The organism is Rahnella inusitata, assembly GCF_018288855.1.
GTDB classification, from domain to species: Bacteria; Pseudomonadota; Gammaproteobacteria; order Enterobacterales; family Enterobacteriaceae; genus Rahnella; species Rahnella inusitata.
Map to the genome: position 1 here is coordinate 2,509,877 of NZ_CP065024.1, position 24,902 is coordinate 2,534,778.

Sequence of the window (24,902 nt, forward strand, 5' to 3'; positions counted from 1 at the left end):
ATGGAGTTGTACATGTCATATTCATCCCCGCTGTTTCGCCGTAAAGCTTTACAGATTGCACTGTTGTCCCTGCCAGCGTTTGCGCTGAGCGCCAACGTGCTGGCTGCTGATGTTCGTCAGGTTAAAATTACCGTCAACGATAAACAGTGTGACCCGATGGCGCTGACTGTGCCGGCCGGTAAAACGCAGTTTGTGGTACACAACGCCAGTCAGAAAGGGCTGGAGTGGGAAATTCTGAAAGGCGTGATGGTGGTGGAAGAGCGCGAAAATATCGCGCCGGGCTTCACCCAGAAAATGACTGCCAATCTGGAACCCGGCGAATACGACATGACCTGCGGCTTGCTGAGCAATCCAAAAGGGAAACTGACCGTGACCGCAGAAGGCGCAGCGACAGCAACCAAGCCTGACGCAATGGCGCTGGTCGGCCCGATTGCCGAATATAAAGTCTATGTGACGCAACAGGTTGGCGAACTGGTTTCGCATACCAAAGCCTTTACTGATGCGATCAAAAAGGGTGACCTGAAAAAAGCCCAATCCCTGTACGCTTCAACCCGCGTTTACTACGAGCGCATTGAGCCGATTGCTGAACTGTTCTCCGATTTGGACGGCAGCATCGACGCCCGTGAAGACGATTTCGAGAAGAAAGCCGAAGACCCGAATTTCACCGGTTTCCACCGTCTGGAGAAAATCCTCTTCGCCGACAAAACCACCAAAGGCACCGAGCAGTTTGCTGACAAACTGTATGACGACACCGTGGATCTGCAAAAACGCATCACCGATCTGACCTTCCCGCCAAGCAAAGTGGTCGGCGGCGCTGCCGGGCTCATCGAAGAAGTGGCCTCCAGCAAAATCAGCGGTGAAGAAGACCGTTACAGCCGCACTGATCTGTGGGATTTTCGTGCCAATCTCGACGGCGCACAGAAAATCGTGAACCTGCTGCGTCCGCTGTTGGAAAAAGCTGACAAGCCGCTGCTGGATAAAATCGACGCGAACTTCAAAACCGTCGATACGTTGCTCGACAAATACAAAACAAAAGACGGTTACGAGAACTACGAAAAACTGTCCGATGCAGACCGCAATGCAATGAAAGGGCCGATCACAACGTTGGCAGAAGATTTAGCCAAACTGCGTGGTGTATTGGGTCTGGATTAATCTTAACGCCCTCCTCAGTGAAGCGGGAGGTTGGGAGGGGTTTTTACCCACGCCTCATCCCAGCCTTCCCCTCCTGAGAGGGGAAGGGGCCAACCGCGCAAGCTTTGGCTTTTGATTTTGGGATTTCAGCAATGAGCAATAAAAACGATAATAAGTCGGGTGCGCAAGACGTGGCTTCTTCTTCCCGCCGCCGTTTGTTAAAAGGCGTGGGATTGTTAGGCGGGGCATTTGCCCTGGGCGGCGCAGCCGGTGCGCAGGCCGAGAAAACACCTGGTGCTAAAGAAGAATATACCCCCGGAACCGTTTCCCCCGATGAACGCTGGGGCAAGCAACCCTATTACGGTGAGCATCAGGCCGGTATTCTGACGCCACAACAGGCCGCGATGATGCTGGTGGCTTTTGACGTGCTGGCGACGACCAAAGCCGATCTGGAGCGTCTGTTCCGTCTGCTCGATACCCGTTTCAGCTTCCTGACCACCGGTGGCACTGCGCCTTCTGTGGATCCGAAATTTCCGCCGATGGATTCCGGTGTCATGGGCGCTGAGATTTATCCTGACAATCTGACCATGACGCTCTCCGCCGGTGATTCGTTGTTTGACGAACGTTTCGGTCTCGCGCCGCATAAGCCGCTGAAGTTACAGCGCATGGCGCGTTTCCCCAACGACTCCCTTGATGCGAAGCTTTGCCACGGCGATCTGCTGTTGCAGATCTGCGCCAATAACAGCGATACCGTGGTTCACGCATTGCGCGACATCATCAAGTACACGCCGGATTTGCTCAGCGTGCGCTGGCGTCGCGACGGCTTCATTTCGTCCCACGCCGCGCGCAGTCAGGGCAAAGAAACGCCGATCAACCTGTTGGGCTTCAAAGACGGTACAGCGAACCCCGACAGCAAAGACAAGCAACTGATGGATAAAGCCATCTGGGTGACTGCCGATCAGGGCGAACCCGCGTGGACGGTCGGCGGCAGCTATCAGGCCACGCGCATTATTCCTTTCCACGTCGAATTCTGGGACCGCACGCCGTTGCAGGAGCAGCAGACCATCTTTGGCCGTCACAAAGCTACCGGCGCGCCTCTGGGTATGGAAAAAGAGCACGACGTGCCCGATTACACCAAAGACCCGGAAGGCAAGGTGATCCCGCTGGATGCGCATATTCGCTTAGCGAACCCGCGCACCAAAGAAACCGACGACAACCTGATGCTCCGTCGCGGCTACAGCTATTCGCTGGGCGTCACCAATTCCGGTCAACTGGAAATGGGGCTGCTGTTTGTCTGCTTCCAGCACGATCTGGAAAAAGGTTTTCTGACCGTGCAAAAACGCCTGAACGGCGAACCGCTGGAAGAGTATATCCGCCCGGTCGGCGGCGGTTTCTTCTTCACGCTGCCGGGGGTGAAAGATCAAAATCATTATCTGGGGCAGGGGTTGATTGAGGCGTAAGGCCCGGCCCCGCCCGCGATGACGATACTGTTAGCTAGGGATGGCTTTCAGGCTGCTCAAGAAAGGTTTTCAGGGTGACAACATGGCTGATATCAGCCATTAAACGCGAATTATTTTGCACTTCCCAGATATCGACATTTTTTTGCAGGTTCAGCCAAAATTCAACGGACGTCTCAAAGGCTTTTGCCAGCCGGAAAGCGATATCAATGGTCAGCTTGCGGTTATTGTTGACCAGTGCGCTGATGGTATTGCGGTGTACATTCAGCATGACGGCCAGGTCATTAATTCTCAGACCGGTTGGTTCAAGGTATTCATACTGCAAAATATCCCCGACGGTTGCGGGCTTACGTGTTGTCACATCCATACGACTTTCCTTCTGGTCTGCCTTCATTAACATTGCAACGATAATGCCTGTCGTTATCGATGGTTTCTGTAAACGTGAGGATCCAGAAATAAGCCATGTGCCTTACCTTCACGCCAGTAAAAAATGAGGCGATACTGGTCATTCACCCGTATTGACGAAAAGCCCTTGAGCGGCGGCGCTAATTCTTCATAACGGTTGCCGGGGGGCCAGAGTAAATCCCGGTAATCCATCGCAGCATTAATCATATCCAGCTTTCTTTCCAGAACACCCGCAAGCACCCACGGGATTTTCCGATGTGGTGTGGCGAAATGAAAAAAGTCTTCCAGCCACTGATCGCGAAAGCTGCTGATCCTGAGCATATCGTTCATCTGATGAACCCATCCTGGTTTCAAGGTTGGGCACCGAAGCACTACTGCACTGTGCTTCGGTGCATAAATTAACAGAGTTGTTCTGCGCTGTATAGGGATTGTTCCGTTAAAAGCGAAGATGACATTACGCTTCATCCCGTAAACGCACAGCGCGGATTGATGATATCGCGCTACGTTTTCCAGAGTTTGTCGGCAACCTACATTGAGTGACGTAATAAATGCGCAATGCTACGCAAGAAAGGGGTAGCGCCACGCAAAGTACGAACAGAAAAATCTTCGCTCTTGAGATAAAAATCCCTCCCGATGAACCACGGTTTAACTCTCTTTGTGTAATCTGTTTACTCATCAACAACAGAATCAGTGAAATCGTGACATGACAGAATTGAAGGATCCCGGACTATCCAGCCCGTTATGGCGGCTGACGGTAGTGACATTGTGCACCGGCATTCTGGCCGGGCTGGGTGGCATGATGCTGGCGCTGCTCCTGCATTTTATCCAGCACCTCGCGTTCGGCTATAGCCCGGATTTCATCATCAGCAGTGAAAGCTTTTTGCAGGGCGTCAGTGATGCCACGAGGTCGCGGCGGCTGGCAGTGCTGGTGATTTGCGGCGCTATCGCGGGGACGGGCTGGTGGGCGCTGTACCGGTTTGCAAAACCGCTGGTCAGCATCGCGGCGGCGGTGAAATCTGATAAACCGCATATGCCCGTTTTCAGCACCACTATTCATGCTTTGCTGCAAATCATTACGGTGGCGCTCGGGTCACCGCTCGGGCGGGAAGTTGCGCCACGCGAAATTGGCGCGGTGTCTGCCAGCTGGCTGACGCGACGGTTCAGCCTGACGGTGCGCGAAACGCAGATAATGATTGCCTGCGGGGCGGGCGCAGGGCTGGCCGCGGTGTATAACGTTCCGCTCGGGGGCGCGGTGTTTGTGCTCGAAGTGCTACTCGGAGCGTTCAGCTGGCAGCTGCTGTTGCCAGCGATTGCGACGTCCTCAATTGCCGCGCTGGTGGCGTGGATCGGGTTGGGTAACGAATCGCAGTACCACCTGATGCAGCTTACTACTACGCCGTCGCTGCTGGTCTGGTCGGTGGTGATGGGGCCGGTGTTTGGTATCGCGGCATATTGGTTTACGCGCATGACCAACAAAGCGAAGGCGGATGCACCACGCGATGCCCGGTTGATTATCTATAATCTGCTGAATTTTGCTTTTATCGGCATTCTGGCTGGCTGGTTACCGCAGCTGCTGGGCAACGGAAAGGGGCCCGCACAGCTGAGTTTTGATAATCAGATCACCGTGGCGCTCGCGGCGACAGTGCTGCTCGGCAAGCTGGTGATCACCTGGAGCACGCTGCGGGCAGGCGCACAGGGTGGGTTGCTGACGCCGGGGCTGTCGAACGGTGCGCTGCTGGCCTGCATACTGGGCGCGGTGTGGAACCTCTTTTGGCCGGGCACGTCGCTGGGAGCATTTGCGATTATCGGTGCCGCAGCGTTTCTGGCGTCGTCGATGAAAATGCCGCTCACAGCGGTAGTGCTGATCATGGAATTTACGCGGGTCGATCACGACTTCTTAATTCCAATACTTTTCGCCGTCAGCGGCTCGGTAGCCTGCTTCACGCTATGCGATAAGTTGGCGGTTAAAAAATAATCCTAAAGAGGATCCTGAAAAGATCCTCAAGATCCTGTTGACGGCGGCTACAAATTTTTTTACATTTTGGTAACGCAATTATTTCAGCTGTCATTATACTGAAATCATAGACAGGTAGTTTTTCAACGTGAACGGCAGGCGCCGTAATGAATATTTGAAGAACTAATACTGCGGGGAGCGCGAATGGTAAAGTCCTTGTTTGGGCTGGTGAACGAAAATAACAGGCTTCACACATTCACTCGTTGTTGTCGCATAAATGCAAACGAGGGCAAAGCTTCCGACACTTTATTATTTACCACCTCATTTTCAGTTTATTCTTATCTTTTTACAAAGACGTCCCCATCCATACAACAACCCTGTTCTTTAACTGACTCTTCTTCTCCTAAATCCGGGAGGCTCTTAAACACTTCGGCGAAATGCACTGGCTTTAATTCTGGCAACGTGATTGTTCGGGTCAGCGGTTTGTCATTTTCGACGTTAATATCGAAACGCGTGACAATGCCTCCACGTGAAAAGAAAACAGCCGGGCGATTATTTTATTATCACTCCGGTCGATTTTCCTCTTCACGTTATTCATTGGCTTCAATTGGTCTAAAAGGAGACCAAAACCTCATTTGTGAGTGAAACATAACCGTGCGGGCAACCGCCTTAGCGTTAAGTGAATCAAACTGTAAGGTGCCACTATGGGAAGACAGAAAGCAGTGATCAAAGCTCGCCGTGAAGCAAAACGAGTCATTCGTAGCGACTCACGCAGTCACCGCCAGCGCGAGGAAGAATCTGTGACATCATTAGTACAGATGGGCGGTTTGGAATCGATTGGAATGGCACGGGATACCCGCGACCACTCTGTCATCGAAGCACGTACCGAAGCTCAGGGTCATTACTTATCAGCCATAGAGAATAAGCAGTTAATTTTTGCCACCGGTGAAGCGGGTTGCGGCAAAACATTTATCAGCGCTGCGAAAGCGGCAGAGGCATTAATTCACAAAGAAATCGACAGGATTATTGTGACACGTCCGGTATTGCAGGCCGATGAAGATCTCGGTTTCCTGCCAGGCGATATATCTGAGAAGTTTGCGCCTTATTTCCGTCCGGTCTACGACATTTTATTACGTCGCCTGGGTTCTTCATTCCTGCAATATTGTTTGCGGCCGGAAATTGGGAAAGTGGAAATTGCGCCTTTCGCCTACATGCGTGGACGTACTTTCGAAAATGCCGTGGTTATTCTGGATGAAGCCCAGAATGTCACCGCCAGTCAGATGAAAATGTTCCTGACCCGTCTCGGTGAAAATGTGACGGTTATTGTTAACGGTGATATTACCCAGTGCGATTTACCGCGTGGCGTAGTATCGGGTCTCAGCGATGCATTATCCCGCTTCGAAGAAGACGAGATGGTCGGCATCATTAAGTTTGATAAACAGGACTGCGTGCGCTCTGAGCTGTGTCAGAAAACGCTGAATGCCTACTCGTAATTAACTCAAACTGATTGCAATAAAAAGGCCGCTCGTGATGAGCGGCCTTTCTTGTTAGGGCTTTTATAAATGTGATGCGCTTAATTTAAAGCATAATAATCATCATATACGCACAGAATAAGGCCAGATGGGCGGTACCGTTCAGTACATTAGTACGGCCAGTCGAGAACGAGATTTGGCACAGAATCAGCACCGACAGCATCACCACGATGTTGGCCGGGTCGAGGCCAAAAATCAGGTCCTGTCCGGTCAGGGTGGCAATCACGGTTACCGCCGGAACGGTCAGTGAAATCGTCGCCAGCACTGAGCCGAAGAATAAATTCATGGCACGCTGTACCTGATTCTTCAGTACGGCTCTCAGCGCACCTAAACCTTCAGGAGACAAAATCAACAGTGCAACCAGGAAACCGGTGAACTGTGCGGGCGCATTCAGCTCGGTCAGCAGGCTTTCCAGCGGGTTGGCGTTGAACTTGGTTACCGCAATAACCAGCACCAGATGCACGATAAGCCACAGGGTGTGCGTCAGATTACTTTTCGAAGAGGGCTTTCCGTGGCCGCTTTCTTCGTCTTCGTCTTCATGCTCGTAGATGAACAGGCTCTGGTGCGTCTTGGTCTGGATCAGCAGGAAGACGCCGTACATTGCAGCGGAAATCACGGCCACAAACAGCGCCTGCGTGGTGGTAAAGTTACCGCCGGGCAGCGCCGCAGGCAGGACAAGTACGATGACAGCCAGCGGGAAAATCGCCATCAGGTACTGCTTGATACCACCAAGATTCACATACTGTGTCGCAAATTTACGGCCACCGAGCAGCAGGGCAACGCCTACCAGACCGGCAGTGACGATCATAATGATCGAGAAGAGAGTGTCACGCATCAGCGCGGGTGCGGCATCGCCCGTCGCCATCAGGGCCGAAATCAGACTGACTTCGAGGATGACCACTGAAAGGCTGAGGATGAGCGAGCCGTAAGGTTCGCCGAGACGGTGTGCCAGCACGTCCGCATGACGGACAACGCTGAAGGCACTGGCGAGGATACCCACCAGCGCGATTAAATTGATACCGACGACGGAAGCGAAATTACTGCTGTTGCCCCACATGACGAGGACGATCAGTGCGGCAATGGGAAAAATCAGGGAATATTCCTGATGGCGGGTTTTGATTTTTGGATGTTCCTGAGACGACACCATGATGATTTTTCTCCTTATAAGCATGCACGAACCAGCAAAGCCAGATCCGCGAAAAAAAACAACCGCCTGTCCGCCGGTTATCAGTAAAAACGCACGGGTGCGTAATGGTGTAACCTGTTAAGTATAGTAGATAAATTAATCTATTAACAGGAATTTATCAGTCTTAACGATAAAAACACGCTATGTTCACCATTTGTCAGCAGCCAATGCTATTTATTAGGGTTTTAACTTGCAGTTAATGTTGATTGTTAAAAATTAAAGTCGCTTTATTTCAATATCTTAATTATAACTATTTGTCTTATGGTGATTGTGCGTCAATTTATGTAAATTAACCTCATACCCACATAACAATGGAGGCGAATTACGCTGTTTTTGTTTCGATTAAGCGTAAGAACGGGACAATTCTGACTTGATCCTTTGAGGGTAGCAGCCAGACTTACTGTTCACCCATAACATCTTGTAAAAGGAGCCGGGGATGCCTTACGAAAATCGTTCTGCGTTGCCTGAATCTGTCCGCAACGTGCTGCCTGTCCATGCACAGGATATCTATAAAGAAGCCTTCAACAGCGCGTGGGATGAATATGCCAAAGCTAAAGACCGGCAGGGCGACGACACCCGCGAGGAAACCGCGCATAAAGTGGCCTGGGCGGCGGTAAAACACAGTTATAGCAAAGGGGATGACGACAAGTGGCACCCTAAAAAGTCTTAAGCAATCGTGACGGGCGTGAACTGACGCCCGTCGCGACCATTGCGTGGTTAACCCGAATGACACACCGTTTTCCTCCATTTTTCTCAATTACCCCCCTTAAAATTCAACATTCACGCAATGTTCATAAAATAATCACTTTATTTTCGTTTTGTGATCGCTCTCAACCTTGATTGCAACGAGAGAAACGAATAAGGTTTCAAAGAGCAGGGGTATACGAAAATTCCCAGACCCTATCCAACGCTACACCTGCACACCTAATCACTCATCGCGATAACGGAGAACACAGCGTCAACAGCATGGCATGTTCAAAAGTACGTCGTATTAAAGGAGGGAATGAATGTTAACTCGAGATTTTCTGCGAAACGCAGATTGTAAAACAGCATTCGGCAGCATCGACGAATCGATGTTATTAACCTCCGAACAACGCGCCGCCTCACTCGATTGCACGCTGGCGCGACGCCCTGACAACAGTCCCGTGTGGATTTTTGGTTACGGTTCGCTGATGTGGAACCCGGTCTTCGACTCTGAAGAGGCCCGGCCTGCGACTCTGCGCGGTTACCACCGTGCTTTCTGTCTTCGTCTGACCTCAGGACGCGGTACACACGCGCAGCCTGGTCGTATGCTGGCACTGCGCGACGGCGGACAAACCACTGGTCTGGCTTTCCGCCTGCCGGAAGATAAGTTGCACGAAGAGCTTGAGCTGCTGTGGAAGCGCGAAATGCTGACCGGCTGCTATCGCCCGACGTGGTGCGAACTGGATCTCGACGACGGGCGTAAAGTCACCGCGCTGGTGTTCATTATGGATCCTTCGCATCCACAGTACGAAGCCGATACTGATTATCAGATTATCGCGCCGCTGATCGCACAGGCCAGCGGACCGCTCGGCACTAACGCGCAGTACCTGTTTGCTCTCGAAAAAGAGCTGGAAAGTTACGGGATGCGCGATGACTGCATGAGCGAGCTGGTTAAGCAGGTGCGGATGCTGCTTTCTGTTTCTCCCGGTTTCGAAGTTCCCGGCCTGAGCTAAAATTATCCTCTCTGTTAACTGGCTGCGCGTTCTGCTTAGCGGCCAGTCTCCCGTTCTGCCACATTTATTCCCCTGAATTCAGCCTGTTACCCGACAGCGTTTTGCGACGATTTATACTTCCGAACGAATACCCCCATTAACATCCTGTTTACCTTGCTTTTATTGCAGAAAAGTCTGTTGCAATTGGTATTCTGATCCGCATAATTCAAATCGTTTTGATAATTATTACTATTACCATTTGAACTTTTTCAGGGAACTCTCATGCACACTGAAAGTGAAGTTTTTCACTCTCCCGTTTCAACGCGTCCGCCGGTTTTCAAAAGAAAGAGGCTACCGGCAGTGATTTCGGCCGCACTGGGAATGTTGGCGCTCCCCGCGCTCGCCGCCACGCCTCAGACCACTCCGGCAAAAGACGGCGATACCATTACTGTCAGCGCAACACCGCAAACCTTCACGCCCGGTGGCAATGACGCAGTGCCTGCGTATCTCGACGGCCAAATCGCCAACGGCGCACGTTTAGGGATCCTGGGCGAGCAGGACGCGATGAACGTTCCGTTCAACGTGGTCAGCTTCACCGACAAACTGATGCAGGATCAGCAAACCCGTACACTGGGTGATGTGCTTAACAACGACGCCGCCGTGCAAACCGGTTACGGCTATGGCAACTATTCTGAGACGTTTGTTATTCGCGGTTTCGAATTGTCAGGCGATGATATCTCTTACGGCGGATTGTACGGCGTGCTGCCGCGTCAGCTGTTGCCAACGGAATTTGCCGATCGCGTGGAGTTGCTTAAAGGTTCCAGCGCCTTCCTTAACGGCGTGCCGCCGGGCGGAACCGGCGTTGGCGGTAACGTTAATATCGAACCGAAACGTGCGACTGACACAGCGATTAACCGCGTGTCGGTGGATTACACGTCGGTTTCTCAGGTTGGCGGTGCCGTGGACGTTGGCCGTCGTTTTGGTGATAACAATCAATGGGGGGTGCGCGTCAATGCCGTTCACCGTGAAGGGGAAAGCGCCATTGATGATGAAAAACGTCGCCTGACGCTCGGCTCTGTCGGGCTGGATTATCGCGGCGAACGCTTGCGTTCATCCCTTGATTTTGGCATGAGCAAAACCAGCGTGCACGGCGGACGCCCGGTGGTGTATCTGGGGAAAGCCACCAAAATCCCTGATGCGCCGTCGGCGACCGGCAACTACGGTCAGCAGTACGCCTCGACCGATATGGAAAACGAATTCGGCATGCTGAAGGGCGAGTATGACGTGGCCGATAACTGGACCGTTTACGCCGCCGCCGGTGCCAACCATACGCATGAATTCGGCAAATACAGTTCGCCGACGTTGCAGGATAACGACGGTAACGCCACGATGAGCCGCATGTCGGTGCCGTATTTTGCCGACAGCTTCTCGTCGCAGGCGGGCGTTCGTGGCAAATTCGACACTGGCGTTGTCAGCCACAACGTGAACCTCGGTATGTCCTCGCTGTACCGCAAATACAAAACCGCGTACACCATGACCGCGGCGTCGATCAAAACCAACATTTACAATCCGGTGGATTACAGCGAGCCGCTGACCAATCTCTACAGCGGCGGCGATATGAGCGATCCGCTGGTGCGCAACCGCACCCGTTCTTACGGCGTTTCGCTGTCAGACACCCTCTCCGTGCTCGACGACCGTCTGCAATTTATCGCCGGTCTGCGCCGTCAGAATGTTGAAGTGAAAAACTATAACTATGACGGTTCTGAAAATACCTCGTTCGACGAAATGAAAGTCACCCCGGCGTTCGGCCTGGTGGTGAAGCCGTGGGAACATTATTCCTTCTACGCCAACCACATCGAAGCGTTGCAGGCCGGTGAAACCTCCGGAACGACCTACAACGGCGCGATTGTCTCCAATGGCGGTCAGGTCTCTGGCATCGAAACCTCGAAGCAAAATGAAGTGGGCGTGAAAGCCGACTTTGGGCGCGTGGCAGGATCGCTGGCGCTGTACGAAATCAAAAAACCGATCGGCATGTACCGCGCTACCGGCGACGGTTACACCTACGGCAACTACGGCGAAGTGCGTAACCGCGGCGTCGAGCTGAACGTGTTTGGTGAGCCGGTGCTGGGCGTTCGCGTCAACAGCAGTGTGACGTGGATGGATCCTGAAATGACGAAAACCCAGAGCGGTACTTATGACGGCAATGACGCTGTTGGCGTTCCGCGTTATCAGTGGGTGGTCGGTGGGGAGTGGGATATTCCGGGCGGCAGCGGTGTGACGGCAACGGGCAAAGTGATCCGTTCCGGTTCGCAGTACGCGGACGAAGCCAATAAGCTGAAAGTGGATGGCTGGACGCGTCTGGATCTCGGCATGCGTTACGCGATGCCAGTCGGCCAGAGCACGCTGACCTGGCGCGCCAATCTGGAAAACGTCACCAACGAGAAGTATTGGGCATCGGCAACCGGCGGCTATCTGACGCAGGGCGACCCGCGTGAGTTCAAGCTTTCCGCCACCTACGACTTCTGATTGAAACTCCCTCTCCTGCAAAGGGGCGGGTTGGGGCGGGTATCAATGGCAACTGAAAAGTGGTCTGTAATACTCCTCCCGACCTTCCTCTCAGCAAGGGGAGGAACACCACTTTGTACAGTAACAATGCCCCGCCAGCCCGCATTCCGGCGCTTTAATAACCAATCAGATAACGTTATGCAAAATTAGCATAACGATAGTATTTATCAGACTTTCTGGTAGCTTGAAGAAACTTTACACTCGATAAAATTTTAGCAATTTCGCTACTTTGGAGAGTCTGTCTTGATGAAAGCTTTATTACCGTCCGTCCTGTTTACGGCTATTGCGGCTACTTTCTCTGTTCAGGCTGCCACACCGCCTGACACGCTGGTTATCGCACAGTCTATTGATGATACGTCCAGCTTCGACCCGGCTCAGGGTTTTGAGCTGACGACGGTTCAGGCTTTCAACAATCTTTATCAGCGTCTGGTGCAGTCTGATGCGAATAATCCGATCGATCTGAAACCGACGCTGGCGACCTCATGGGAAGCGGCGAAAGACAACCGCAGCCTGACGTTTACGCTCTCACCGAAAGCGACCTTTGCCAGCGGCAACCCGCTGACCGCCGACGACGTGATCTTCTCACTGTCGCGCGTGGTGAAGCTGAACCTCGAACCGTCATTTATCCTGACGCAGCTGGGCTGGAACGACAAAAACGTCGACACTTTCCTGACCAAAATCGATGACCAGCACGTTAAAATCAGCTGGACCGCAGACGTCAGCCCGTCGTTCGTGCTGAGCCTGCTGTCTGCACCGGTCTCTTCCATCGTCGACAGCAAACTGGTGAAAGCCAATGCCGCCGGTGATGACCTTGGCCACCAGTGGCTGAGCAACCATTCAGCCGGTTCCGGCCCGTACCAGATCCGCAACTACATTCCGCATGAAGTGGTGATTCTGACCGCTAACCCGACGTCGCCGGAAGGCGCGCCGAAGCTGAAAACTATTCTGATTAAAAACGTGCCGGACCCGGCTGCCCGCCGTCTGCTGATCGAGCAGGGTGATGCCGATATGGCGCGTAACCTCGGTTCTGACCAGATGGCCGCGCTCGAAGGCAAGAAAGGCGTGAAACCGCTGGCGATCCCTTATGCGTCGCTGTATTTCATGCAGTTCAACGCCAAAGCCTCTCCGGCACTGGGAAACCCTGCTTTCTGGGAAGCCGCGCGTTACCTGTTCGATTACAACCACATTGCTCATGATCTGATGAAAAATCAGTTCCAGGTGCATCAGTCATTCCTGCCGGAAGGTTACCTCGGCGCGCTCAATGACACGCCTTATACCTATGACCCGGCGAAAGCCAAAGCGATTCTGGCGAAGGCCGGTCTGACTAACGTCAGCTTTACGCTATCAACGTCTAATCAGCCGCCGTATCTGGACATTGCGCAGGCCTTGCAGGCCAGCTTCGCGCAGGGCGGCGTGACGGTGAAACTGGATCCGGGCTTAAGCCAGCAGATCTCCACCAAAATCAAATCTCACGACTACGATGCGTACATGTCCTCATGGGGACCGGATTACTTTGACCCGAACACTAACGCCTCGGCATTTGCGTTCAACCCGGAAGACGGCAGTAAAACGCTGGCGTGGCGTGCAAACTGGTCAATTCCTGCTCTGAACAAACTGACGCTGGCCGCGATTGCGGAACCGGACCAGGCCAAACGCGTGGCGGATTATCGTCAGTTGCAGCTGGAAGTGCAGAAGAATTCACCGTTCGTCATCGGTCTGCAGGCTAAGAGCCTGATCGCCGTGCGTGACAACGTCAAAGGGTACGTGCAGGGCATCAACCCTGACATGGTTTTCTACAGCAAGGTCACTAAGTAATGACGGACAGTTCAACACCCGCCGGATTCGTCCGGCAGGGTTGGCGCTGGTCAGGCCGTCTGCTGACCGGCGTAATTTCGCTGGCGTTGACGTTACTCGGCCTGCTGGCGTTCACCTTTACTCTTTCTCATCTGGCGCCGATCGACCCGACGTTGCAGGTCGCAGGCGATCACGCCAGCGAAGCCACTTATGCCCAGGTGCGCCGTGATTTAGGGCTCGATCAGTCAGTGCCGGTGCAGTTCGCCCGTTATCTTGATCACCTCGCGCACGGCGATATGGGTATTTCCCGTATTACTGCGCAGCCGGTGGCCAGCGATCTGATGCGCACCTTCCCGGCAACGGTGGAACTGGCGACCTGTGCGATTTTGCTCGGCGGCAGCATGGGCATCTTGTTGGCCTTGCTGGCGGTATGGAAGCCGGGCAGCTGGCTGGATAACATCGCGCGGCTGGTTTCCCTGCTCGGATATTCTGTGCCGATCTTCTGGCTGAGCCTGCTCGGCCTGTTACTGTTTTACGCCGTACTGCATTGGGCGGGCGGGCCGGGGCGTCTCGACGATTTGTACATGTACACCATGACGCCGCGCACCGGTTTTGTGCTGATCGACACCTGGCTGTCGGGTGACCGCGAGATGTTCTACAACGCCATCAGCCACCTGTGGCTGCCGGTCACGGTGCTGGCGATGCTGTCAATGGCGGGAATTACGCGTTTGCTGCGCGCCTCCATGCTCGGCGAAATGAACAAAGAGTACGTGATTCTGGCCCGGTCGAAAGGCGCGGGCAGGGTACGCGTGCTGCTGTGTCACGTCTTCCCGAACGTGCTGGGGACACTGATTACCGTGCTGACGCTCTCCTACGCCAGCCTGCTCGAAGGCGCCGTACTGACTGAAACGGTCTTTGCCTGGCCGGGCGTCGGGCGCTATCTGACCACCGCTCTGTTCGCCGCGGATACCCCGGCAATTCTTGGCGCTACGCTGCTGATCGGCACCTGTTTTGTGCTGCTGAACGCGCTGGCTGACGCCCTTACTTATTTGCTCGATCCGCGAACCCGCTAGTGGCCTGCATATGACACAAATGATCCCTGAACAACCGACGCAGGTTGAGGCCGAACACGAGACCCGCGTCTGGAAGCCTGCGCGGCGCATTACCGCACTCTCCATCGGCACGGTGCTGGTGGCGATTCTGGTGCTGACCGCGCTGCTGGCACCCTGGCTGGCACCGTTTGATCCTAATATCCAGCACATCGAAATGCGCCTGCTGCCGCCTTCGCATGCTCACTGGTTGGGCACCGACGGCTTTGGCCGCGACCTGCTTTCCCGTGTGGTGTATGGCGCGCGCCCAACGCTGCTGCTGGTGTCGCTGATTCTGATCCTGACCATTCCGGTCGGCATGCTGATCGGCATCAGCGCCGGGTATATCGGCGGCTGGTACGAGCGTATTGTGATGCGCCTGACGGATATTGTGATGTCATTGCCAAGTCTGGTGATGGCGCTGGCGTTAGTCGCGATCCTCGGTCCTGGCCTGATGAACGGTGCACTGGCGCTGGCTTTCACCAGCTGGCCGCCATTTGCGCGTCAGGCGCGGGCGGAAACGCTGGCGCTGCGCCGCAGTGACTATCTGGCGGCGGCGCGGATGCAGGGCATCGGCGGTTTTCGTCTGATGTTCGGCCACATTCTGCCGCTGTGCCTGCCAAGCGCCGTGGTGCGCGCGGCGCTCAGCCTCGGCGGCATCATTCTGGCCTCTGCCGGTCTGGGCTTCCTCGGCATGGGCATTCAGCCACCGACCGCCGAATGGGGCTCGATGGTTGCAGAAGGCAGTAAAGTGATTTTCGATCAGTGGTGGGTCGCCGCTGCACCGGGCGGGGCGATTCTGTTCGCCAGCCTGGCTTTCAACCTGCTGGGCGATGGCCTGCGTGACAAAATGGATCCACGACATGGCAACTGATACGCAATCTTTCCATCAACAGCAGAACCATCAAAAAACGCTGCAAACCGACCGGCTGATTGCCAAAGACCTGACCATCTATCTGCCGGGCGACCGCCCGCTGGAGCTGGTGAAGTCGCTGTCACTCAACGTCGGACAGGAACGCGTGGCGCTGGTGGGGGAATCTGGTTCGGGTAAATCGCTGACCGCCCGCGCCCTGATGGGGCTTCTGCCGCACCCGTGCCAGATGCGCGCGACGCAACTGACGCTGGGCGATAACGACCTGACGACCCTGAAAGAGCGCGAGTGGAGCCGTCTGCGCGGTAATCGTGTCTCCATGGTGATGCAGGATCCAAAACACGCGCTGAACCCGACGCAGAAAATCGGCAAGCAGGTGGAAGAACCGCTACGCCTGCACACGCGCCTCGGGCGCAAAGAGCGTCAGGAAAAAGTGACCGATATGCTTAACGCCGTCGGTTTGCCAAATCCGGCGTTTTTGCAACAGCAATATCCGCATCAGCTGTCCGGCGGGATGGGGCAGCGTGTAATGCTGGCGATTGCGCTTATCAACGATCCTCAGTGGCTGATAGCCGATGAACCGACCTCAGCGCTGGATTTCGACATGCGCGAGCAGGTGCTCGGGCTGATCGAACGTCTGGTGGAGCAACGCAATATGGGGCTGATTCTCATCAGCCACGATTTACAGCAGGTGGCACATTACTGCGAGCGCGTGCTGGTGATGTACAAAGGTGAACTGCTGGATGAACTTCCGGCAGATCAGCTGGCGCACGCCACGCATCCCTATACCCATACGCTGTGGTCGTGCCGCCCGAGTAAGTTTACCCACGGCGAACGTCTGCCGGTGCTGGATCGTGAGCTTCTGGCTTCACTGACAAAGGAGCCTCGCCATGAGTGAAGCTATCGCGCAACTGCATCAGCTCAGCGTGTCACACCGGATGGGGCATGAAGTCCGCACCGTGGTACATAACGTCAATCTGACCATCAATAAGGGCGAATGCTTTGGCCTGGTCGGTCCGTCGGGCTGTGGGAAATCTTCGCTTTTGTGGGTGCTGGCCGGTCTTAACGGTCAGTGGGAGGGCAGCCTGAATTTGCTCGGGAACGATGTCAAACCCGGCAAACCGTTCACCGGCAGCCTGCGCCGTGACGTGCAGATGGTGTTTCAGGATCCGTATGCGTCGCTGCACCCGAAGCACAGGCTGCTGCGCACGCTGGCAGAGCCGCTGAAAATCATCAAAGAGCAGGATATCGAACAGAAAATTGCCGAAGGTTTCCGGCAGGTCGGGTTGGATCCGGCGCTGATGAACCGCTATCCGCATCAGCTCTCGGGCGGGCAGCGTCAGCGCGTGGCGATTGTCCGCGCGTTGCTGCTAAAGCCCAAACTGCTGCTGCTCGATGAACCGACCTCTGCGCTGGATATGTCAGTGCAGGCAGAAATCCTCAATCTGCTCAATGACCTGAAAGCGGGTGGCGATCTGACCATGCTGCTGGTGAGCCATGATGCGGATGTGATTGATCACATGTGCGATCGTGCGGTGCATATGGCGAAAGGGCATGTGTTGAGCTAAACCGCTCTGTTTTCTCCTCCCCATCCCGGCCTTCCCCTCGTGAGAGGGGAAGGCGCGATTGCGCCATCTTCCCCTTTTTAACGATAAATCCTGCCCTTTATTCCTTAATCTAATTTATTAAAATACAAAGCTTTATTTCATTGTTCTGGCCTTGGCGTTGCACCTCTACACTCGGAAAAACTGTCTTTTCACCTGTGGAGATCGACCTCAATGAAAGTACGTGTTCCTTCCCTGTTATTTCTGCTCATGATGGCGGTAACCCGTGTGGATGCGGCGACGCCGCCGGATACGCTGGTGGTGGCCGGTTCCCTTGAAGGGATTATCAGCCTGGATCCGGCGGAAAGTTTTGAAACCGTCAGTTCCGGAAATCTGGTGAACCTTTATCAGCAACTGGTGCAATCGAATCGTCAGCATCCTGACCAGCTCGATCCTGATGCCGCTGCCAGCTGGCAACCGGGGCCGGACGGGCATAGCCTGATCTTCACTTTAAAAAGCGGACAGAAATTTGCCAGCGGCAATCCGGTTACCGCCGACGATGTGATTTATTCGTTTACCCGCGTGGTGAAACTCAATAAAAGCCCGTCGTTTATTCTCGGTGAACTGGGCTGGACGCCGGAAAACGTCGACGGCAATTTGAAAAAACTAAGCGACGATAAAGTGCAGCTTAACTGGCCAGCGGACATCGGCAGCGGTCTGGTACTGAGCATTTTGTCTGCGCCGGTAGCGGGCATTGTCGACAGCAAGCTGCTCAAAGAGCATGCCGAGCAGGATGATTTCGGCAACAGCTGGCTGCGTTCCCGTTCGGCGGGCAGCGGCGCGTTTGAAGTGCGTAACTATGTGCCGCATGAAGCGCTGATTTTCAAACGTAATCCGAATGCTAAACCGCTGGCGAAGCTGGAAAACGTGCTGTTTAAAAACGTCGGCGACCCCTCCACGCGGCGTCTGCTGGTGCTTAATGGCGATGCAGATGTGGCCTACGATTTAGGTGCCGATCAGTTCAGCTCGCTGCAAAAAGAGAAGGGTGTACACGTTGCCCAGTTCCCGGCGGCCAAGGTGTTCTATCTGGCGTTTAACGTCGGCGACACGACGCAACCTGCGCTGGCGAATCCTGCACTGTGGGAAGCGGCGCGCTGGCTGGTGGATTATCAGGGGATTTCGACCGAACTGCTGAAAGGGCAATACGGCATTCATCAGACGTTCCTGCCTGACGGTCTGGCGGGGGCGATTGACGATCAGCCATTCAAATATGACGTGAATAAAGCGAAGGAAATCCTCAGTAAAGGCGGTATCGCGCCGGGTACAAAGATCGATTTGATTGTTATCAATCAGCCACCGTACTCCGATATTGCGCAGGCGCTACAGGCCAGCTTTGCGAAAGCAGATATTAACTTAGTGGTGCACCCGCTGGTGGAAAGCGACGTACTGACCCGTATGCGCGCACATAAATTCCAGTCGATCTTCACCTACTGGGGCGCGGATTATCTTGATCCTAATACCAACGCCAGCACCTTTGCGTATAACGTGCCAAACGGGCCGAAAACCCTGGCGCAGCGCATTCAGTGGGTAATCCCGGAGATAAGCAAACAAACGCGTGCGGCAGCGGCTGAGTCCGACCCCACCAAACGAAAAGCACTCTATGCAGACTTACAGCGCGAGTTGCAACGCAGTTCACCGTTTGTAGTGGCGCTTCAGAGTAAATTGCTGGTGGCGATTCGGGATAACGTCAAGGGCGCAAGCCAGAACGTGGCAGGTAGCCAGCTGTATCTTGATTCGATTACCAAAGAGTAATTTTGACAGTAATGCACGCTTTACCCACGTGGCACTCTTTATCTGCGCTGAATTTTTCTCCCCGCTGCACTCTGGCAGGGATAATGTTGAGAAAATGTCGATAAAGAGTGCAACAAGCAAAACTGTGATATTGCAGGTTGTAGCCAAAGCACTGAGAAATAAAGGATTCACAAATCCGCAGTGAGTTGGCATATAAGCTGCATTATTTATTCCACAGGGTTTCACCCCACGGAAGGCTGATCAAAGTTATCAAAAAGGCGTCCGTTAGCGTTCAGGAAAACTGAGCGCTAACTGGACGCTTTTTTTTGTGCCTGCGGGCATGCCTGAGAACTTCCGCTAGAATCACAGCACACCTTTGAAAGGACAATTTTGGATGCGAACACTCTCAGGTTGGCAAAAAGGGGGCGCGCTGTGTTTCACTCTGGGCGGAGTGCAATATTTGCTGGCGGAGAAAATCAGCGCGCTGGCATGGCATACGCCTGACTACTCTTATCGTCAAAACTACATCAGCGATTTAGGTATTGCATCGTGCGGGATGACCGCCGATGGCCGTGATATTTGTTCACCGTTGCATATTCTGATGAACAGCGGGTTTGCGATGGAAGGCATTCTGTTTTTTATCGGCTGCTGGCTGATGCGTCCTGTTTTTCACGAACCAGGGCGTTCGCTTTTTCTGCTGTCCGGATTGTTGCATGCAGTGGGCGGTGTGATGATTGCGCTGTTTCACAGCGGCGGCGGAACGGGCGGAGTGACACTGCATCAGACCGGTGCGGTGATGGCGATAGCGGGCGGAAACCTGTGCTTGCTGTCTGCGGCATGGATGAAGCGTAACAGCGCAGGATGGCGTGAGTTTTCGTGGCTCAGCCTGATGCTGGGCGTCGTCGGGCTGGTCAGCATGTTCACCATATCGCTGGACGTCTTGCCGGTGGGCATCATTGAACGAATGTCGGTTTACACCATTACCGGCTGGCAGATTGTGGCGGGTATCTGGCTGTTTCTGAAAATTCAGAAATAAAAAAAGCGCCCGCAGGCGCTTAGTGATAAAGATTTCTGAATCAGCGGCCAAACAGATCGCGGCGTTTCGGTTTCACGAACTGAGCCAGCAGGACCAGCACACCGATCACCATGAAGACGCTGAACACCACGACCAGCCACTGCGGCATGCCGAGGGTCAGGAATTCCCACTGTTTCTCTGCACAGTCACCGCTGGCAACGAACATGCCAGGGAACCATTTGTCCAGAGGCAGCCAGGTTGGGAAACGTGCGGCGAAATCACAGGTCGCAAACGGAGAGGGGTGCAGCTGGATCATGGTGTGTTCCCATGACAGGCGGATCCCTTCGTAAGCGCTGTACAGCCAGATTAAGATACCGGCATAACGCAACCAGGTCGCAGGTGCAATTGCCCCCACCAGCCCTGCACCCAAAATACCCAGTAAGGCACAACGCTCATAGATACACATGACACACGGCTTAAGTAACATCACGTGTTGGAAATACAACGCAACCAGCTCGAGGATAAGCGCGGTAAGTGCCATCAGAAGCCAGGCACCGCGTCCCTGTGAGCAGCGGTTAAGATATTGCAACATAGTAATTTTTCCCTGCAGTTAGCTACTGAGACGCAGTGTAAACCAATTGCCTCACGCTGCCAGCCTGTACAAATAAAAATTAGGTAAATAATTGCGTTAAAACGGACTATTCCACTTTAATTTCGCTAATTTCTCAGAAGACAACCGTTTTGGAAATTACCGGTGTTTCATCTTTCACATCAGCCCAGCGCAATCCAGCCCATATCGGTGTACCACTGTGTCATATCCGGTAGCAGGAACTGCACACACAGCAGGCCGACCAGCGTCATCACCACCGTATAAGGCAGCGCCATCCACACCATCCGTCCGTAAGACAAACGAATCAGCGGTGCAAGCGCGGAGGTCAGCAGGAACAGGAAGGCTGCCTGCCCGTTGGGTGTCGCAACCGACGGCAAATTTGTGCCGGTATTGATAGCCACCGCCAGCAACTCAAACTGTTTGAGACTGATGGCACCACTTTCCAGCGCCGCCCTGGCCTCGTTGATATATACCGTACCGACGAAGACGTTATCCGAGACTGACGAGAGCAGGCCGTTGAAGAGATAGAACAACGACAGCTGATGTGAGGGCGCGGACTGCAACACGAAGTGGATGATCGGCGTGAACAGATGCTGCTCGATGATCACGGCGACCACGGCGAAGAAGACGGTCAGCAGGGCGGTAAACGGCAGGGATTCCTGAAAGGCTTTGCCGATGGCGTGCTCATCGGTCACGCCGCAGAACGCGGTGGCGAAGATGATCACTGAAAGACCAATCAGGCCAACTTCTGCCAGATGGAACGCCAGCGCCACAATCAGCCAGACGCCAATCAGCGCCTGAACGCCAAGCTTGATTCGTTCCTGTCGCGTACTGTTTTCACTGTTTTTCTGATCGAACTTTTTCAGCACCTCAAATACCGGCTGCGGCAACTGTGCACCATAACCAAACCAGCGGAAACGTTCGACCATCGCGCAGACGATAAAGCCGCAGATAAACACCGGCACGCTGACCGGCGACATGCGGATCAGGAAATCGGCGAACTGCCAGCCTGCGCTTTTGGCGATGATCAGGTTCTGCGGTTCACCGACCATGGTCATCACGCCGCCCAGCGCCGTGCCAACGCCCGCATGCATCATCAGGCTGCGTAGAAAGGCGCGGAACTGCTCGAGGATCGCCTGGTGCTGCTGATTGCCGGTGAAGGCGCTGTCGTCGTTGACGTCAGTGCTTTCGCTCTGATTTGAGGCGACCTTGTGGTAGATAGAATAGAAACCGACGGAAACGCTGATCACCACGGCGATCACCGTCAGGGCATCGAGGAAGGCGGACAAAAACGCAGCAGCGAAACAAAACGCCAGCGAGAGGGCGATTTTATTGCGCAAATTCAGCAGCAGTTTGGTGAACACATACAGCAGGAGCTGCTTCATGAAGTAGATGCCAGCGACCATGAAAATCAGCAATAAGATCACTTCCAGATTGGCGGAAATCTCCTCGCGGATACGCTCCGCGCTGGTCATGCCGGTGATCACCGCTTCGATGGCCAACAAACCACCCGGCTGTAGCGGGTAGCATTTCAGCGCCATGCCCAGCGTGAAAATGAATTCCACCACCAGCATCCAGCCTGCCAGAAAGGGGCTGACCAGAAAGAATACCAGCGGATTGATGACCAGAAACGCCAGAATGGTGATTTTGTACCAGTTAGGCGATTGCCCCAGAAAGTTTTTTACAAATGCGCGCGTGAACGTAGTTTCCATATTCCCCAAAGACTCCTGTTATTATCTCTTATCTTTCAAATGGATAAACGTGTGACGTAATTCTCATTATTGCCGTTACCGGATTATTGACCGCATTAAGTTGTTCAAAAATTTGAAATTATGCCAACCCCTGCACAGTTTCGACATTGGTTCCGCCTGGGCGCTATAACCCGCGATTTTCATCTGGTATGATGAGCGTAACTTTATCCCCAATAAATGCCCCAAACGGAACGACAAACACATGGTTATTAAGGCACAAAGTCCTGCCGGTTTTGCCGAAGAGTATATCATCGAAAGTATCTGGAACAGTCGGTTCCCGCCCGGTTCAATTTTACCGGCAGAAAGAGAACTTTCAGAACTCATTGGGGTAACCCGTACTACCTTACGTGAAGTATTACAGCGCCTTTCCCGTGACGGCTGGCTGACCATTCAGCACGGTAAGCCGACGAAAGTGAACAACTTTTGGGAAACCTCCGGCCTCAATATTTTGGAAACGCTGGCACGCCTTGATCACGACAGCGTACCGCAGTTGATCGACAATCTGCTGTCCGTACGTACCAATATCGCGACGATTTTCATCCGCAAAGCGATGCGTACCAATCCGGATGAAACGCAGAAAGTGCTCGCGACGGCCACCGAGGTACAAGACAACGCCGAAGCTTTTATGCTGCTCGATTACGATATTTTCCGCGGTCTGGCCTTTGCCTCCGGCAACCCGATTTATGGGCTGATCATCAACGGTCTGCGCGGGTTGTATCAGCGTGTCGGACGCTATTACTTCTCTAATCCTGAAGCCCGTAAACTGGCGATCGCGTTCTACAAGAAATTGTCAGATATCTGCCACGAGAAAAGTTATGAGCAGATTGTCGATTGTGTGCGCACTTATGGCCGTCAGAGCGGTGAGATTTGGCACAGCATGCAGGGCACCATGCCCGGCGATCTGACCGACCAAAAAAAGTAACCGGTCGGCTGAAATGAGAAAAGGGCGCTAAGCGCCCTTTTTTAATGCCTGAAATCCACGTCAATCATAATGGCGCAGGGCGCGGCGGGCAGCGTTCCAGCAGCTCGACACTGCCGTCCTCATTGAGTTGCTCGATAAATACATCAAAGCCCCACAGACGGTGAACGTGCTTCATCACTTCCCGGCGGCTTTTATCCAGCGGCGCACGATCCTGCGGGATGTAGCGCAGCGTCAGTGAACGGTCGCCGCGCAAATCGACGTTCCACACCTGAATGTTGGGTTCGTGATTGCTCAGATTGTACTGCGCCGACAGTTCCTGACGGATTGCCCGATAGCCTTCTTCATTATGGATCGCGGCGATTTCCAGATAGTTATTATGGTCGTCATCGAGCACGGTAAACAGGCGGAAATCGCGCATCACTTTCGGCGACAGGAACTGGCTGATGAAACTTTCATCTTTGAAATCACGCATCGCGAAATGCAACGTGGTCAGCCAGTCCGATCCGGCGATGTCCGGGAACCAGTAGTGATCTTCCTCTGTAGGTTCCTGACAAATACGTTTAATGTCCTGGAACATCGCAAAGCCCAGCGCGTAAGGGTTGATTCCGCTGTAATACGGGCTGTTGTAGGGCGGCTGGAACACCACATTGGTGTGGCTGTGCAGGAATTCCAGAATAAAGCGGTCGGAGACTTTTCCTTCGTCATACAGATGATTAAGGATGGTGTAGTGCCAGAACGTTGCCCAGCCTTCGTTCATCACCTGGGTCTGTTTTTGCGGATAGAAATACTGACTGATTTTACGCACGATGCGCAAAATCTCGCGCTGCCAGGGTTCGAGCAACGGGGCATTCTTTTCCATGAAGTACAGCAGGTTTTCCTGCGGCTCGGAAGGGAAGCGGCGTGCCTGTTCCGGCGCATCGATGGCGTCTTTACGCGGCAAGGTTTTCCACAGCGTGTTCACCTGACTTTGCAGATATTCTTCACGGCTTTTCTGCCGCGCCAGCTCTTCCTGTAAAGAGATCTTCTGCGGACGTTTATAGCGATCTACGCCGTAATTCATCAGCGCATGGCAGGAATCAAGCAGCCGTTCCACTTCATCGGTGCCGTAACGCTCTTCGCATTCGCTGATATAGCGTTTAGCGAACAACAGATAATCGACAATCGAACTGGCGTCGGTCCAGCTTTTAAACAGGTAGTTATTTTTAAAGAAAGAGTTATGCCCGTAGCAGGCATGGGCCATCACCAGTGCCTGCATCGTGATGGTGTTTTCTTCCATCAGATAGGCGATACAGGGATTGGAGTTGATGACGATTTCATACGCCAGGCCTTGCTGGCCGTGTTTGTACAGTTGTTCGGTTTCGATGAATTTTTTGCCGAACGACCAGTGCGTGTAATTGATGGGCATACCGATACTGGAGTAGGCATCCATCATCTGTTCGGAGGTGATGATTTCGATTTGATGAGGATAAGTGTCCAGCCGGTAAGACTTCGCCACCCGGTCGATCTCAGCGAGATAGGTTTGTAACAAATCAAACGTCCAGTCCGGTCCATCGCTAAGGCGTTTGTCCTCAGTATTTTTCTTTTGGGTCACTGTCGTCATAAGCCGCACC

Annotated in this window: 21 protein-coding genes; 15 read left to right on the forward strand and 6 right to left on the reverse strand. The window is 53.7% G+C overall.

The genetic code is table 11. The annotated features are described in order from the left end of the window. The first annotated feature begins 12 nt into the window (after nucleotides 1-12). Together efeO and efeB are read left to right on the forward strand one after the other, a co-directional pair. Nucleotides 13-1,152, forward strand: coding sequence for an iron uptake system protein EfeO (gene efeO, locus I2123_RS11795; protein WP_213050500.1), 1,140 nt, complete (start codon nucleotides 13-15; stop codon nucleotides 1,150-1,152). 131 nt (nucleotides 1,153-1,283) lie between these two features. Further along, entirely contained in the window at nucleotides 1,284-2,591 is a 1,308-nt protein-coding gene (gene efeB / locus I2123_RS11800) for an iron uptake transporter deferrochelatase/peroxidase subunit (RefSeq protein WP_213050501.1), read from the forward strand. A gap of 34 nt (nucleotides 2,592-2,625) precedes the next feature. Here efeB and I2123_RS11805 read toward each other — a convergent pair whose 3' ends face one another. Both I2123_RS11805 and I2123_RS11810 read right to left on the reverse strand, forming a co-directional pair. Beyond that, a complete protein-coding gene (locus I2123_RS11805; protein WP_112168921.1) occupies nucleotides 2,626-2,955 on the reverse strand; it encodes a HigA family addiction module antitoxin in 330 nt (109 codons plus the stop codon). Between the two features lie 53 nt (nucleotides 2,956-3,008). Then, nucleotides 3,009-3,323, reverse strand: a complete 315-nt coding sequence (locus I2123_RS11810; protein WP_213050502.1) for a type II toxin-antitoxin system RelE/ParE family toxin — start codon at nucleotides 3,321-3,323, stop codon at nucleotides 3,009-3,011. 373 nt (nucleotides 3,324-3,696) lie between these two features. On the opposite strand from I2123_RS11810, the gene I2123_RS11815 reads away from it, so the two are divergent. Continuing rightward, complete coding sequence (locus I2123_RS11815; RefSeq protein WP_213050503.1) at nucleotides 3,697-4,968, forward strand: chloride channel protein; 1,272 nt, start codon at nucleotides 3,697-3,699, stop codon at nucleotides 4,966-4,968. A gap of 683 nt (nucleotides 4,969-5,651) precedes the next feature. After that, nucleotides 5,652-6,440, forward strand: a complete 789-nt coding sequence (phoH, locus tag I2123_RS11820; protein WP_112168917.1) for a phosphate starvation-inducible protein PhoH — start codon at nucleotides 5,652-5,654, stop codon at nucleotides 6,438-6,440. An 85-nt stretch (nucleotides 6,441-6,525) separates the two neighbouring features. On the opposite strand, the gene chaA is transcribed toward phoH, so the two are convergent. Beyond that, nucleotides 6,526-7,626 carry a sodium-potassium/proton antiporter ChaA gene (chaA, locus tag I2123_RS11825; protein WP_112168916.1) on the reverse strand — a complete coding sequence of 367 codons (1,101 nt, stop codon included), beginning with the start codon at nucleotides 7,624-7,626 and terminating at the stop codon, nucleotides 6,526-6,528. A gap of 475 nt (nucleotides 7,627-8,101) precedes the next feature. On the opposite strand from chaA, the gene chaB reads away from it, so the two are divergent. The 10 genes from chaB to I2123_RS11875 all read left to right on the forward strand — a co-directional run bounded on the left by chaB (nucleotide 8,102) and on the right by I2123_RS11875 (nucleotide 20,030). Next, nucleotides 8,102-8,335, forward strand: coding sequence for a putative cation transport regulator ChaB (chaB, locus tag I2123_RS11830; protein WP_112168915.1), 234 nt, complete (start codon nucleotides 8,102-8,104; stop codon nucleotides 8,333-8,335). 337 nt (nucleotides 8,336-8,672) lie between these two features. Beyond that, a complete protein-coding gene (locus I2123_RS11835) occupies nucleotides 8,673-9,362 on the forward strand; it encodes a gamma-glutamylcyclotransferase (protein WP_213050504.1) in 690 nt (229 codons plus the stop codon). 261 nt (nucleotides 9,363-9,623) lie between these two features. Further along, complete coding sequence (locus tag I2123_RS11840) at nucleotides 9,624-11,867, forward strand: TonB-dependent receptor (RefSeq protein WP_213050505.1); 2,244 nt, start codon at nucleotides 9,624-9,626, stop codon at nucleotides 11,865-11,867. Between the two features lie 285 nt (nucleotides 11,868-12,152). Further along, nucleotides 12,153-13,721, forward strand: a complete 1,569-nt coding sequence (locus I2123_RS11845; protein WP_213050506.1) for an ABC transporter substrate-binding protein — start codon at nucleotides 12,153-12,155, stop codon at nucleotides 13,719-13,721. Next, nucleotides 13,721-14,773 carry an ABC transporter permease gene (locus tag I2123_RS11850; RefSeq protein WP_213050507.1) on the forward strand — a complete coding sequence of 351 codons (1,053 nt, stop codon included), beginning with the start codon at nucleotides 13,721-13,723 and terminating at the stop codon, nucleotides 14,771-14,773. Before I2123_RS11845 ends, I2123_RS11850 begins: the two co-directional genes overlap by 1 nt. Nucleotides 14,774-14,783: 10 nt before the next feature. After that, nucleotides 14,784-15,662: an ABC transporter permease gene (locus I2123_RS11855; RefSeq protein ID WP_244879807.1), complete on the forward strand. Its 879-nt coding sequence runs from the start codon at nucleotides 14,784-14,786 to the stop codon at nucleotides 15,660-15,662. Further along, a complete protein-coding gene (locus tag I2123_RS11860; RefSeq protein WP_244879808.1) occupies nucleotides 15,652-16,557 on the forward strand; it encodes an ABC transporter ATP-binding protein in 906 nt (301 codons plus the stop codon). Before I2123_RS11855 ends, I2123_RS11860 begins: the two co-directional genes overlap by 11 nt. Then, nucleotides 16,550-17,227, forward strand: a complete 678-nt coding sequence (locus I2123_RS11865) for an ABC transporter ATP-binding protein (protein ID WP_112168037.1) — start codon at nucleotides 16,550-16,552, stop codon at nucleotides 17,225-17,227. Before I2123_RS11860 ends, I2123_RS11865 begins: the two co-directional genes overlap by 8 nt. 210 nt (nucleotides 17,228-17,437) lie before the next feature. Next, nucleotides 17,438-19,015 carry an ABC transporter substrate-binding protein gene (locus I2123_RS11870; RefSeq protein ID WP_112168036.1) on the forward strand — a complete coding sequence of 526 codons (1,578 nt, stop codon included), beginning with the start codon at nucleotides 17,438-17,440 and terminating at the stop codon, nucleotides 19,013-19,015. Between the two features lie 373 nt (nucleotides 19,016-19,388). After that, nucleotides 19,389-20,030, forward strand: coding sequence for a DUF998 domain-containing protein (locus I2123_RS11875; RefSeq protein ID WP_213050508.1), 642 nt, complete (start codon nucleotides 19,389-19,391; stop codon nucleotides 20,028-20,030). A 40-nt stretch (nucleotides 20,031-20,070) separates the two neighbouring features. Here I2123_RS11875 and dsbB read toward each other — a convergent pair whose 3' ends face one another. Together dsbB and nhaB are read right to left on the reverse strand one after the other, a co-directional pair. Continuing rightward, nucleotides 20,071-20,601 (reverse strand): disulfide bond formation protein DsbB, encoded by a 531-nt coding sequence (gene dsbB / locus I2123_RS11880; RefSeq protein WP_112168034.1) that lies wholly within the window; start codon nucleotides 20,599-20,601, stop codon nucleotides 20,071-20,073. Between the two features lie 179 nt (nucleotides 20,602-20,780). Continuing rightward, nucleotides 20,781-22,331 (reverse strand): sodium/proton antiporter NhaB, encoded by a 1,551-nt coding sequence (gene nhaB / locus I2123_RS11885; protein WP_213050509.1) that lies wholly within the window; start codon nucleotides 22,329-22,331, stop codon nucleotides 20,781-20,783. A 241-nt stretch (nucleotides 22,332-22,572) separates the two neighbouring features. Here nhaB and fadR point away from each other — a divergent pair, with 241 nt between their 5' ends. Next, nucleotides 22,573-23,292 carry a fatty acid metabolism transcriptional regulator FadR gene (gene fadR, locus I2123_RS11890; protein ID WP_213050510.1) on the forward strand — a complete coding sequence of 240 codons (720 nt, stop codon included), beginning with the start codon at nucleotides 22,573-22,575 and terminating at the stop codon, nucleotides 23,290-23,292. Between the two features lie 64 nt (nucleotides 23,293-23,356). Here fadR and I2123_RS11895 read toward each other — a convergent pair whose 3' ends face one another. Next, nucleotides 23,357-24,892, reverse strand: a complete 1,536-nt coding sequence (locus I2123_RS11895) for a SpoVR family protein (RefSeq protein ID WP_112168031.1) — start codon at nucleotides 24,890-24,892, stop codon at nucleotides 23,357-23,359. Nucleotides 24,893-24,902 lie beyond the last annotated feature (10 nt).